The sequence below is a fragment of the Terrabacter sp. Soil810 genome, assembly GCF_001429645.1.
Lineage (GTDB): Bacteria > Actinomycetota > Actinomycetes > Actinomycetales > Dermatophilaceae > Terrabacter.
The window spans coordinates 1-13,147 of the sequence record NZ_LMSW01000016.1 but is presented as its reverse complement, the minus strand read 5'-3'; the positions used below and the strand labels follow the sequence as shown (position 1 = coordinate 13,147).

Here is a 13,147-nt window from a genome sequence, read left to right as displayed (position 1 = left end):
GGCTGAGAGGTGCTCGAGCCCGGTCAGCAGCCGCTGCCGAGAGGCCCACACCTTGTCAGTGCCGAGCCCGCGCCGGCCGTGCAGCTGACGGGTGATCCGCTGCCTCACCTGCGTGACCGCCAGGTTGGCGAGGGTGACAGACCCACTTGTGGACCGCGACCCGGGCGGTTGGGAGGGCGGTGCGGATCCCGGCCGCGTACGGCGGCCGCCGTATATTTGTAATTGGCTCCAAACGAGCAAAGACCTCAAAGCAAGGTGGCACGTCATGGCACGAGGTATTTCGCTGCACATCGGTTTGAACCGGGTCGACCCCGCGCACTACCAGGGCTGGGACGGCGCGCTCGCGGCGTGTGAGTTTGACGCGAACGACATGCGTGCGATCGCCGCAAGTCAAGGGTTCGAGTCGCGGTCGCTGCTAACCAAGGAGGCGACGTCCGGGGCCGTGCTCTCGGCCATCGAGGCGACCGCCGGGGAGCTCGACGCGGGTGACCTTTTCCTCTGCACGTACTCCGGGCATGGCGGCCAGGTGCCGGACCGTAACGGGGAGGGCGAGGAGGACCAATCTGACGAGACCTGGGTGGCCTACGACCGCCAGATCGTTGACGACGAACTATACGAACTGTGGAGCAAGTTCACGCCCGGGGTGCGTATCTGCGTGCTGTCTGACAGTTGCCACAGCGGGACGGTCACCAAGGGCATCGAGGCCGACGTTCCCGACCTCGTCTCGACCAGGGAGAAGGCGGCCGGCGAGTCGCCCCGATACCGGGCTATGCCCAGGGACGTGATCATCTCGACTTACCGCGCCCACGCCGATCTGTACGACGCGATCCAGCAGCGCGTTGGCGGGGCAGAGCGGGCCGACCCTGCCGCCACAGTGCTGTTGATTTCCGGCTGTCGCGACGACCAACTCTCGCTGGACGGTTTCAGCAACGGGCTGTTCACCGAGAATTTGCGGGAGGTCTGGGACGAGGGGGCGTGGGGCGGCGGGTACGCGGAGTTCCACGAGGCGATCCAGACCCGCATGCCGGCAAAGCAGCAGCCCAACTACTTGCGCGTCGGGGCTGACAACCCCGGGTTTGAACGGCAGAAGCCCTTCACGATCGGCTAGAAGTGTGATCAGCATCCCGCTAGTCGGCTCGGGCACACAGTCCGCTGGGACCAATATCGGTGCCGAACGGATCAATCAACTCGTGGTCTATCCGAGTCGCTGCCGCAGGTGCCGGCCCGGTGCCGGTTGACCACCCGGCTCCACGAGCAGGTCGGTGCCGCGTCGCGGACGGCTACGCCCGCGTCACCTCCGCCGCGCGGGCGCACCAGGTGTCGTGGCCGGTCGCGCACGACGCGTTCATCGCTCACGTCACCCCGACCCTCGAGCAGGATCAGCCGCAGGTCGCGGTGCACGCGANCCCGCCGCGGCAAGCCGATCTGGGCACAGGACCCGGCCAGCGGGCAGTGGCGGGTCAAGCACGACCGGTGGCACACCGCCATCGTCGACGCGGCCGGCACCGCCGGGCTGCTCGCGCACATCGACGGACGGACCGCCAAGAGCGTGACAGACTGGCTGGCGACCCAGCCCGATTCGTGGCGCGCCGGGGTCACGTATGTGAGCATCGACCTGTCCGCCTCGTGCGCGAAGGCGGTGCGTGACGCGCTTCCGCACGCGGTCGTCGTCGCCGACAAGTTCCACCTCGCTGCCCTGAGCAACCAGATGCTCACCGAGGTACGCCAACACGCCACCCGTGAGGTCCGCGGCCGCCGAGGCCGGAAGAAGGACCCCGAGAGCGCGCCGGCGCCTGCTCCTCGGCTACGAGCGGCACACCAGCGCGTCGTTCACACGGAACGCCCTGATCGACGCCGGTGAGCCCGGCCTGGCGGTGCTGCACGCCTACATCGTCAAGGAACAGCTCCATGCCCTACTCTCACTGCCGACGACCGCGGACCGCGAGCCGATCAACCACCGGCTCTGGAAGTTCTACGCGCAGGCCGCAGCCGTGACAGACAACCCGGACGACCACGTCGTATGCTTCACCTGCGAAGTGCCTTCCGAAACGAAGAGCTGACCCTAGACAAGTCCAGTATCCCGTTACGCGACAGGCACTTCGCGCGTCCAAGCCCCGTTTGAGATCACGACACGCGAACGATCCCGGCTAGAGGCTCATATCGATGGCAGGGTGTAGTTTAAGCCACTGCGGACGGAGGCGGATTGGGGCCGCGACACCAGCAGTCGACGTGCGATCAGCGTCTGGGTTGCGGTGCGATCAGTCAGGGAAGTCGGAATAAGCAACTGGATGAGTTTCGCACGTTCGACCCGAAGCAGTCCCGGATGAGTTAGCACGCGGGCGCTCAGGAACGTCGCAAGAAGGCGAACGAGGTCATCGTCGGGCACATTGACACGTGTGTCTGCGGGGAGATCCTCGTCAGGTCCGACCTCGAGCTGGCGGTTGACGCGGAGAAGGCCGTCGAGGGGACGCTCGTAGAGCCGTGCGATGTCCCGCAAGGTCGATGCCTCGAGCGCCCACTCATGGAAAGGCAAATGAAACGGTGGTGGCTGGCGACCTTTGTACCGTTCGCCGACAACGTGGATAGCGGTGAACTCCGGAGCCTGCGGCTCCTTTCTGAATTGATGAACCAGACTTGCAATATCGAGCTCCTGAACGACCATGGCGTCTGTCTGCCACCAACGCAGCGCTAGCGCGTTGAAGCGGGCGGTCGTCCTAGCGCAGAAGGCCGGATCCTGACAGCAGTGAGCCGATACGCCAGCCAGTTCGATCGCAGCACGCGTGCTGGCACGGTCACCGGGACGCACGATGTGCGCGGTCTCCGCTAGAGTGAGGCAGGCAGGCGACTCGAACCCGGCAAAGGCTGGGGGCAATGCGAGCGCGAGATCGACCATGGACCCCGCCCGGTCGGGGTCCCTAAACAGCAGTGCAACCGTCTCCGCAAGCGCGCACATGCGCCTCTTGTGGCGCGCCCACCGATCACCGGCGCCTTGAGCCATTTCGTGGCGAGAAGGCTGATCCGCAAGAAGGGATTCTGCTAAACTCTCGGCGCGAGCCGCGAACGCATTCCATGGCTCGGCGTCGTCAGTGCTACCGCCCGCAAGATCCAGCGCCGCCGCAGCGATTGGAACTTGCTCGTCGAAATTGACGGGACTCGGTGCCAGAGCGGACTCCACAAGCCGGCGCATAAAGTGGCGAACCCAGGCTGTGTCGGGGTGAGCCATAATGCTGGGTATGAGTGCCCATAGCGATCGTGAGCGATAGAACGCGTAGCTGTTGCGCGATTGTAGAGCTAGATACTCGTCTAGGTACCGGCTGCCATTATTGTCGAAAGCGGCAAAGGCAACAAGATAAGGCCCGTCAACGGCGCCAAGATAAGCGGAGCCATCGTGCTCCATTCCTTCCCTTCCGATAACGATTCCCCTGGCAAAGTTGGCTAAATAGGACGGGTTCTCAACCTCAGAGAGAAGTACTTCCTCGTGTCCGCCCGTTCCAGCCATACGGCTAAGGATCTCTTGGACCGTATGTTCCGACACTGGCGGAAGCCTTGGCACAGGGGGCCTTGGGGAAAGCCCAATTTCGTGCTCCACCATTTGGCGAACATCCGAGATCAGAGGGTCGTCGACGTCCTCGGCAGTCACGCGCATCAGTAACGCTCTGCCTTCCCATGGCGCGACGCTTAGGGCCAACCAGCTGATGAGCAGCCTCGCCAATTGGTCCCATCGACGTTCGAGGCAGAACCAGACAATGTGGCGTTCGGCGGCGGCTACGTCCCCTTGCTCGGCGAGAGTGAAAGCTTTTGCTGGATCGAACTGGGCGGCCTGGAACCGTTCTGCCTGGGCAACCGCGTCCAGCAACCGGCGGAGGGCCTGATCACCCTGGCCTTCGCAAGCACGCTGTACCGCCATTTCGAAGTCGCCCTTAAGTGCCACGGGGTCGTTGAGGCGGGCTTGGTGAGCATCTTCAAAAGTGTGATCCGCAAGGAGCGAGAGTAACTCGTCGACGTATTGATCCCTGAGGTAGGAGTTGCCGGACGTGGCGGCATGGGCGAGATGTGTCGCTGAATAGCGCAGCCCGTAGTCGTCGTCGCATGCATCCCAATTGCCGCGATAAGTATTGGCGTAACGTTGCGCGGTGAGGGCATGTGCTTCGTGCGGGTCGACGGAATAGTTAATGTTCTTCGCGCCGTTGAAAAGAAACTCTCGAAAACTATGGTGGTAGAGGTCGAACGGTCCCCTAGGACGTTGTCCGTCAAGATAGGGCTGGCACCGCCTAAGTGAGTCCTGAAGTATGTTCGAGCTTTCTTCAAGAATGAATTGCAGTTGCGGGCTGACCAAAGGCTCCTGCGCGACTCCCAAGGCGCCCAAGAGGGGTCTGACTTTGTCCCCCCATCTGGGCGAACCCTGGTACTCGCGCTGCAAGAACGCGGCGTAGATGCCGTCTAGCTCGTGAGGCAAGGGAAGATCTGTCGGAGAATTCAGTTCTGAAGCCCGAGGCAACCAGAAATCGAGTACTGTTTTGGCATAAAGAAAATTCCCAAAGCTGGATTGAATTATCTTATCAATAACGGGGTGATCGGACCTGATGCCCTCCATTCGAGCCCTCACGAGGATGTAGTCGGCGACGTCGCCCCCATCTTTGGGTGCATCGTTGACGATATCCCATACGGCATCGGGAGAAAAGCGAGCCAGTACCTGCTCAACTGGCCGGGAACTCACTAGGAACCGCACGCCTGCGGGAAACTCAACGCTATCAGCGACCAGTTGCCCGATTGTTGATACTGAGGGCGCCAACTCGGCCTCATCGAGAGCGTCGACGAGAATCACGAATTGGCGCTTTGGGTCAGCTTCACAGATCGATCGGAGCGGCACGCAGGCCTTATAGTATAGAGAAACAGGGTCCCCGATACTTATATTCTCGATTTTGACTCCGACCATCTCGCCGTAGTTGACGCCCGCCCTTACATCCCCCGATATCTTCACGTCAAGCGCCTCAAGAAGTAGCCGGGCATAATCGGCATTTGACGCCGCGAACTGTCTTGCCAAGTTTCGACCGAATTCATAGGGACTTTGAGAGGCGGACGCGCCTCCACTCGCGGCCATACAGAAGTGAACTGCATCCAGAGCATCGATAACCCGATGACGGAGAGCGACGTCAACCGGGTTGACGGGCTCAGAACCAGCACCGGCCAGCCAGGCCATGAGCGCTGACTTACCTGAACCAGGTCCGCCCACCAGCACAAGAAAGCGGTGACCGTCAGGGGGGCCCTCTAACCAGGAAACGACCCTATTCAACGTGGAACGCCGCCCAACGAAGCGTTGGGCACGATCAGCTATAGGGCGAGGAACATTGAGTGCGCGCATTGCGAATGCCTTGAATCACTAGGGTAGGAACCTTGTGCCCACATTAACCGAATCATCTTTAAGTCGAACTCTGCGTGGTCGCCCACTCATTCAGCCAAGCCGGTAGTTACATGGAACACCCCTGAGGGTGGATTGGCAAGCGCAGCGCCGACGGTGGTCGATGCCGCTTCCACGACGGAGGCGCTCACGCTCCCCCCGGGGCGGTTCTGGACGTCGTTCCCCGCACCGGGCTCGGGCTCAAGACCCTAGAGAGACGCAGACCTGAGGTGAACCGGCTCGCGCAAAATGCGCGTGGTGACGTCGTTGACACAGTTTCTGCCTGAGCCCACGAACGGGCCTGTGGCCTGACGATTCGTGGGGTTGGACACGAGTCGAGAGTGGCCGCAGGTGCAGGAAGAGGGTAGCGCGGCGCGGCCGAGGAGTGACCAAGGTCGCCAGCAGCTGGTCATCGACCACAACCTTGCGAAGAACCGGCGAACAGCCCGCGGGGCGAGGACCCCCTACGTTGCCTATTGAGACGATGATAGCTGGTTGGTCGGCGACTCGCTCGTGGTGGCGGCAGAAGTATTGGACGGAGAACCTCGGACAGCGGTGATCTCTGCGCGGGTTGTCGTCGGAAACGAAAGGTTGAGGACCCCACCTGCAATGTGATGGCTGCCGGCCCACTAGCTAGCCGGGATCGTTCGCGTGTCTGATCTGAAACGGGGCTTGGACGCGCGAAGTGCCTGTCGCGTTACGGGATACTGGACTTGTCTAGGGTCAGCTCTTCGTTACGGAAGGCACTTCGCAGGTAATGCATACGACGTGGTCGTCCGGGTTGTCTGTCACGGCTGACGCGTCATGGGTGATGGCCCACGCGGGGACTGTCGCCACGCGCCTGTTGGCGCACCGGGTGGGGCTGACCGAAACGTTGTCGAGGCGACGGCGCGGGCCTCGTTCCTCCGGTCCATGACCGCGGGCGGGTGCTGGTCGATGTCGCGGGTGCTGCTGGCTGACGGCGGTGAAGCCATCGCCGCCATCGACGTGCTGCGCCACCAAGCCGGGGTGCTGGGGCCGGTCGCGTCGGCGCCGACGGTGTGGCGGTCGCTGGACTAGCTGACCCCGGCCGCGCGGCGCCGGATCGAACAGGCCCGGGCGCGGGTCCGCCGGCATGTGGGTCCCGGCTCGACGCCGCGGGCGGGGTCCCCGCCTCGAGGGTCGCCGGCACCGACCTGGGCGATGTCATCGTGCTCGACGTGGACGCGACGCTGGTCACCGCGCACAGCGAGAAAGACGCGGCTGGGGCGACGTTCAAGGGCGGCTTCGGCTACCACCCGCTCGGGGTCTGGTGCGACAACACGAGGGAGATGCTCGCCGCGGTGCTGCGCCCCGGCAACGCCGGGTCGAACACTTCGACAGACCACATCGAGGTCCTCACCGCGGCGATCAGGCAGGTCCCGGCGGCGCACCGGCGTAGGGTATTGGTCCGCGAGGACGGCGCCGGCGCCTCCCCCGGGGCTGCTCGACTGGCTCACCCTGCAGGACGCCAAACGCGGTGCCCATGTGGAGTAATCGGTCGGGTTCGCCATCACCGCGGCGGTCCGCGAGGCGATCACGCACGTGCCGAAGAACGCATGGCAGGCCGCGATCGACGCCGACGGCGACGTCCGTGAGGGCGGCACGTCATCGAGCTCACCGGGATGCTCGACCCGACCAGGTGGCCTCGCGACCAACCCGACCGGCGGGCAGCTAGCGTTCCTCGGCCCGGTACCGGGCCCACGCCCGGGTCGAGGACCGGATCCGGCACGCGAAGGACTCCAGCCTAGGTGTTCTGACCACGGACGTTAGGCACGGCGAGTTGGCTGGACGATGACGAAGACCTCCGGGTGAGGTGTGAAGCGACCAAGCATTCGCATCTCACTGACCGGAGGTCTTCGTGGTCCACGCTAACGCGACTCTGACTCCCACCGGCCGGCTGCGTCTGGCGAAGCTGATCGTCGACCAGGGCTGGACCTATGCCCGGGCGGCGGAGCGGTTCTCGGTCGGGCTCGGCACCGCCCGCAGGTGGGCCGGCCGCTACCGGGAGCTCGGCGCGGCCGGCATGATCGACCGGTCATCTCGGCCACAGCACTGCCCGGCCCGACTCCCACAGCGCACCGAGCGGCGCATCGTGAACCTGCGGGTGACCAGGCGATGGGGGCCAGCCCGCATCGCCTATCACCTCGGCCTGAACCCCTCCACCGTCCACAAGGTCCTCCAACGCTACGGGTGCCCGCGCCTGAAGTGGACAGACCCAGCCACCGGGCTACGGATCAAGACCTCTCTGGCGGACAAACGCCGCTATGAGCATCCCGCCCCGGGTGACCTAGTTCATGTCGATGTCAAGAAGCTCGGCCGCATCCCCGACGGAGGAGGCTGGAGGTTCCGCGGCCACCCGGCCGGGCGTCAGAACAAGACCCGTAAGCCAGCCGGATACGCCTTCTTGCACCACGCGGTCGATGACCACTCACGCCTTGCCTACTCCGAGATCCTCACTGACGAGAAGCAGGAGACCGCCGCCGCGTTCTGGCTGCGCGCCGAGGCCTACTTCGCCGGCTGCGGCATCACCGTCAAGGCCGTGCTGACCGACAACGGCAACGCCTACCGGTCCCAGCTGTGGGGCACAACCCTCGGGACACGGATCAAACATCGACGCACCCGGCCCTACCGGCCCCAGACCAACGGCAAGGTCTGTGAAGACTTGGATCGGGCGCGGCACTGGGAAGACTGGGTGTGGCGCGGCACCGAGTACTTCTGTGAAACCGACCGCGCAGCCGCCTACCCCGAATGGCTCCATTACTACAATCACCACCGCGGCCACACCGCCCTCGAAGGCAAGTCACCAGCCCAACGGGTGCCCAACCTGTCCGGGCAGAACACCTAGGACGGTTTCCGTCACGGGAGTTCGCGATCAACCAAGCCTGGACGATGCTCACCAGCATCGTGGCCGACCTGATCGCCTGGCTACGGCGGCTCGCCCTGCCCGACACGCTCCGCTCGTGCGAGCCCAAGGCGTTGCGCGACCGGGTCCTGCACGTGCCCGCCCGGATCACTCGCGGCGGGCGACGAGGACGGCTGCGGATCCCACAGACGTCGCCCTGGGCCGAACACATCGCGTCCACGTGCGATCGGATCGCTGCGATCCCGGCGCCGACCTGACCGGGTCGACCTCACCCCACTGCCCACGAGAGCAGTCCCGGGAGACCCGCACCGCAGCACCACGCGGGAATCCGTCACGCCATCACGCTCGGTGACAACCGGGTTGAAGGGCAGGCGACAGCACACGAAGACCGACCACCTCGACGCTCGGCACCTGGCCGAGCAAGACATATTCGAAGCCTGCCCACCACCCTTATCCGTCATACCCAAGTAGAGTAAGGTGGCTCACCTCTCCAGATCCCGAAAGCACTACAACACCCATTTCATTCCCCTTCAACCATGTTGTAACCATGCTGCCTCCGTCAGCCCAGGCAAAGCACGACTTCGACGAATTCACCGACCACAACGCCATGAGTCCATCGTCATGCAGCACTGCGACAATGGTGTCATCGCTGTCGACCCACTCGGCGTCGACTATGGGTCCCAAGAATTGTGCTTTGGGCTCATCCCCAACTGTAGAAGAGCTCATACCGCCACGCCACGTATCTGCACCCAAAGCGTAGCTATTCTCACGGTCATCGGCCCGCACGACAAAGAAGTTGGCCCACTGGAACACGCCCAACACCTGACCTGTTCGTCCAATGGTGACGCTAGGCATCATTCCCGTTGCGTCCTCTCCCACTTCCCAGGAAACAGTAGGCTCATCGGATAGGTCGTAGACGCGCGCACCAAGCTGAGTAGTTTGGCAGAGCCAGCGCCCATCTCTAGAAAAACTACATTTCGTGTCTCCCAGGTAGAGCACCATATGACGCCCCGGACACCAAAGCGCCTGCAGACTTCGGTCCTCTGGAACGACGAGGACACTATCTAGCTCATCCGTAACTCGAACCGTTCCCAACTCGGGAACTTGGCTAAGCCTGTTGCGAATATTGAGATCGTCCAGTTCCAGAATCAAGAGGGCATCATCGGACTCAACCAAGAGACGCACGCCATCTGACGATATTCCCCACAACTGCTTGCCGGCTATCGCCCCCAAGTGGACCTGCTTCGACGCGCCTGGCTCCGTGGGATCCCACACCTCGATCAGAACGCCACCGATCTCGTTGGGAATCTTCAGGGCCCTGGCGGCCCGGCGAAGGGAAGGCGAAGCAACAGCATTCAAAGCGAGTTCACCGACCTCTGCGCCAGACTCGCACTCAATCAGCACCTTACGGTCATTGCACGTTATGAGCATCAACCCACCATCTGACGACAGGCGAACTTCTTTCGCGGCTCTGTCCACAGCAAGTGTGTTCGAACCGCGTACCGCGTCAAGACGCCAGGACCGAATACGACCATCTTGACATCCCACGGCAATTAGAGACCCATCGCCGCAGGCAGCCACCGAACTTGCCGGAGACGAGGGGAGCAGCGTGGAGAGCTCGCGCCCAGACGGAATATCGAACTCGCGGACGATCCCACCCTGAGCAATGAAGCAGCTGGACGTTTGGTCGGATAACCACATTTCGTAGATAGGATGATGCGCCACGTCTATGGTGGCGACGCACTCCATTGACCCCAAGTCCCAAATCCTAATCGTCCCGTCGCTCTCCTTTCCCCTTTTGACGGCGACCCTTCCGTTGCCTGTGGCGCTGACCCCATAACGGCCGTCCGCTGTAACGGATACGACGCCCACGCATGCCGTGTGCCCGCGCAGCGTTCCCGTACATTCCCCAGAAAGAAGGCTCCACACCTTTACCGTTTCATCGAACGACCCGCTGATGGCGATGGGCGCGTTCCTCGCGACGGCCACCGACGAGACATACTTCTTATGTTTCTTCTTAGTCTTCATCGGCGTCAATTGACTGTCCAGTAACACCACGTGCCCCTTCTTCGTTCCAGCTACAAGCACGCCGCTTGGCTGATTCCATTCCATGCAGACTACAGGGCCTAGTCCGATGCTTGCCTCAAGTGGCAACTGTAAGGAAGCCGCGAGACCGTACTTTGCGATGTTCCCGTTGGCCAAACCGACACAGATTGAATCATTGCCGACGAACGCCAAGGCGGCGGGTAGATAGCCGGTGTTAGCTTCTTGGATGTGAATCAGGACGTCGCCAGTCGTTGCGTCCACAAGAAAGACGTCACCAGACCCCGTCGCTACGAACCTGCCGTCAGGAGACACCGCAATGGCCGCAACTCCATCAGGTTCCTCGATGAAAGTGCGGAGGCCGTATTCGCGCTCCTCCAGACTCCAGGACGACAAGGCTCTTCCAGCCGCCACCCATACCCGATTTGCCGACGGATCAGGGACTGCCCGCACATCTAGAGTGGCGCCGAAGGATGGCGACACACGCAGAGGCCGCACTGGGGTCGCATAGCTCCAATTCCAGCGCAGATACGGCTTGCCACTTCGGGCAAGGAGCGCATCCAATTCAGCAACCAGGTCATTGTTGCCGGTGCGCGCGGCGACGTTTCTAATCTGCTGAAGTATGAATACGTCGCCTAGCGCGCCATCCATGCCCATCTGCAGCGACGAACCCTCGCTGAGCAGTAGTTCGGCTACGATCGAACAGCGAGCAAGCTCAGAATCGCACGACAACGCCTCGAGTTCGTTTAGCAAGTCCACGAACGCTGAAATTCTTAGCTTGGAGACGATGTAATTCCAGGTCGACCCAATGGCACTCGCCCGCGCCAAAAGATCCGCGTCTTTGCTGCTGATGGCGTGCGCCAAACCCCAGCGTAGGGCATACCAGCATCGGGAGCTGGAAAGATCGGTCGATTCGGCAATCCCAATGAACGCCTCGGCCAGCCGTGCTTGCGCCTCGCTTGGGTACACGTAATAATACCCCGGCGAAAGCAGAAACTCCGAGAAGGACAGATGCCAAATCGACCATCTCTCGTTCGTGAGGACGAGGTACTGGCTGCAACGCTTCAACCGATCGTCCACCTTGGACGGGGTGATTCGAGCACTGAGTGCAATCTCCTCGGCAGTTAGTCCGGGCGCGTGTGCTAAGGAGAGGGCCGCGAGGATGGGCCGAAAGTCGTCTTCCCATGCTTCGTCTGAACGGCCGAGTTCTCGGGTCAAAAAGTCAGCGTACAATGACTGCAAGTCGGCAGGAAGCTTCCAGGACTCGAGATGGTGCCTCAAGGATTCTTCGGTCATGGCACCAAGCTCTTGGACGACGTAGTACGCGTACAGGAAGATTCCTTTCGCTGCGCTGGATATCGCCTTGGCCAAGTCCTTCTTCTGCGTCGAGGTCAGTGAGTCTGGGAGAAATGATTCGCTGTACATTTCGATGTCGCGACCCTGGGTGGCGTCGTCGTGGACGAGGTCGACGTCCCCGCTGCCTAGTCTACGGATGAGTCGTTGATCGTTTCTGTAAGTTAGTATGAAGCGACAGCCTGTAGGAGGCTTGCCCAGAGTGAACGTAGATATCCAGTTGACTATTTGGTCACCTGTTGGAAGTGCCAAGATCTCATCGAGGCCATCTAGCACAATCACGATTTCACCCAATTGTCCGGAGCTATACAGATGCTCGATCGGATATCTAAGGGCCCGATCGAACGAGTCATGAGGGTCGATTGCGCCGAGGGACAGCTGCTGAATAAGTACTGCGGTCACCTCCGCATTACCAGAGACTGCTCCGGTGTGCACATCTGNCGGTGATTGCGCCGCTAATTGGCGACTAAGCGACGCCACAATGCGTTGTGGGAGTAATGTGGTATCGTCGTTCGCTTTGCAGAAGTGATACAGGACGGCGGATTCCTCTCCTTGTCTGAGGGTGTCTCGAGCGACTAGCTGCCATGCTATGGCGCTCTTACCAGAGCCGGGGGGTCCGACGAGTCTGTATATCTGTGATTCAGTCTTCAGCCATTCTTGTATCTTTTCAATGAGCCAGCCTCTTCCTACAAACTCTCGATTCGGTTCGAATATATTCGCCGGGCTGGGCATTCCGGTCCGTCACCACCTTCTTCAAGTCAAACTTACAAGAATTGATCGGTATCACGATTGTATGATAGTCGGCTCCGGCACTCCTCTCGGTGCGCTGCTACCTGTCCCGGTTTGGTATCGCGAATGGATGCTGTCGGGTGCAAACGATGGTCGCGCGGTCTCGAGGCAATTGGTCGATGGCTGTCGCTTGGTATCTCGAGTCGAAACTTCACATCCCCCTTTGAGAATTCATGGTCGGGCGGCAGTTCCGGCCTCAGCCCGCTAGCACCGCTTTCCTAGTCTTCCGCGGGTCGTCCGACGTGCCTGGTCTGAGCATCGATGGCATCGGCAGGGTCATCGGTCTCGCCGTAAAGATCGCGAAGGGCCGCACTCAGGCTGCCCACGCGTAGCCCGGTGAGGCTCCCGCCGGGTCCGACGGTCTCAGCTTCGGCACGGACGTTGGCCGATCCACCGTGGAGCCGGTCTACCTTCATGCCGACGACTTCTCCGAGGACGGTGCCGGTGACCGTCACGTTGACGGCGAGCCGTCCGCTGAGCATGCGGCTGACCTCGGCGCCCGTCACGACGCCGCCGGTCTGTACATTGTTGACGCGGACGTTGACGTCGGCTTCGGCGCTCTCGCGGGCCCGGTCACGGGCGCTCTTGTCTGCGGCGCCTTCGAAGAGTTGCCCGTTCGCGGCTCGCATGTAGAGGACCGGCACGCCCCAGTCTCGGCCTTCCTTGTCCTTGTTGAACGC

At 62.0% G+C, this 13,147-nt stretch carries 10 protein-coding genes; 7 read left to right on the top strand and 3 right to left on the bottom strand.

What is annotated here, in order from left to right:
* The first annotated feature begins 265 nt into the window (after positions 1-265).
* The 3 genes from ASG96_RS20880 (at position 266) to ASG96_RS23690 (ending at position 2,060) form a co-directional block, all read left to right on the top strand.
* Positions 266-1,108, top strand: coding sequence for a caspase family protein (locus tag ASG96_RS20880; protein WP_057589268.1), 843 nt, complete (start codon positions 266-268; stop codon positions 1,106-1,108).
* 315 nt (positions 1,109-1,423) lie between these two features.
* Positions 1,424-1,861 carry a transposase gene (locus ASG96_RS24750; protein ID WP_369813656.1) on the top strand — a complete coding sequence of 146 codons (438 nt, stop codon included), beginning with the start codon at positions 1,424-1,426 and terminating at the stop codon, positions 1,859-1,861.
* Positions 1,862-1,874: 13 nt separating this feature from the next.
* Positions 1,875-2,060 carry a hypothetical protein gene (locus ASG96_RS23690; protein WP_057589266.1) on the top strand — a complete coding sequence of 62 codons (186 nt, stop codon included), beginning with the start codon at positions 1,875-1,877 and terminating at the stop codon, positions 2,058-2,060.
* Between the two features lie 95 nt (positions 2,061-2,155).
* On the opposite strand, the gene ASG96_RS23455 is transcribed toward ASG96_RS23690, so the two are convergent.
* Positions 2,156-5,200, bottom strand: coding sequence for a hypothetical protein (locus ASG96_RS23455; protein ID WP_157611096.1), 3,045 nt, complete (start codon positions 5,198-5,200; stop codon positions 2,156-2,158).
* Positions 5,201-6,310: 1,110 nt separating this feature from the next.
* Here ASG96_RS23455 and ASG96_RS24380 point away from each other — a divergent pair.
* The 4 genes from ASG96_RS24380 (at position 6,311) to ASG96_RS24505 (ending at position 8,539) form a co-directional block, all read left to right on the top strand.
* On the top strand, positions 6,311-6,457 hold the full coding sequence (locus tag ASG96_RS24380) for a hypothetical protein (RefSeq protein ID WP_235509252.1): 147 nt from the start codon (positions 6,311-6,313) through the stop codon (positions 6,455-6,457).
* Positions 6,439-7,014: a transposase gene (locus ASG96_RS24745; RefSeq protein ID WP_082591935.1), complete on the top strand. Its 576-nt coding sequence runs from the start codon at positions 6,439-6,441 to the stop codon at positions 7,012-7,014. The genes ASG96_RS24380 and ASG96_RS24745 overlap by 19 nt, the downstream gene beginning before the upstream one ends.
* A gap of 263 nt (positions 7,015-7,277) precedes the next feature.
* Positions 7,278-8,264, top strand: a complete 987-nt coding sequence (locus ASG96_RS20855) for an IS481 family transposase (RefSeq protein ID WP_057589263.1) — start codon at positions 7,278-7,280, stop codon at positions 8,262-8,264.
* Entirely contained in the window at positions 8,168-8,539 is a 372-nt protein-coding gene (locus ASG96_RS24505; RefSeq protein WP_082591934.1) for a transposase, read from the top strand. The genes ASG96_RS20855 and ASG96_RS24505 overlap by 97 nt, the downstream gene beginning before the upstream one ends.
* Before the next feature lie 193 nt (positions 8,540-8,732).
* Here the strand turns inward: ASG96_RS24505 and ASG96_RS22890 are convergent, their stop codons facing one another.
* Together ASG96_RS22890 and ASG96_RS23685 are read right to left on the bottom strand one after the other, a co-directional pair.
* On the bottom strand, positions 8,733-12,080 hold the full coding sequence (locus ASG96_RS22890; RefSeq protein ID WP_235509251.1) for a hypothetical protein: 3,348 nt from the start codon (positions 12,078-12,080) through the stop codon (positions 8,733-8,735).
* Positions 12,081-12,685: 605 nt separating this feature from the next.
* Positions 12,686-13,147: hypothetical protein (locus ASG96_RS23685; protein WP_057589261.1), on the bottom strand; the 462-nt coding region annotated here is incomplete at its 5' end.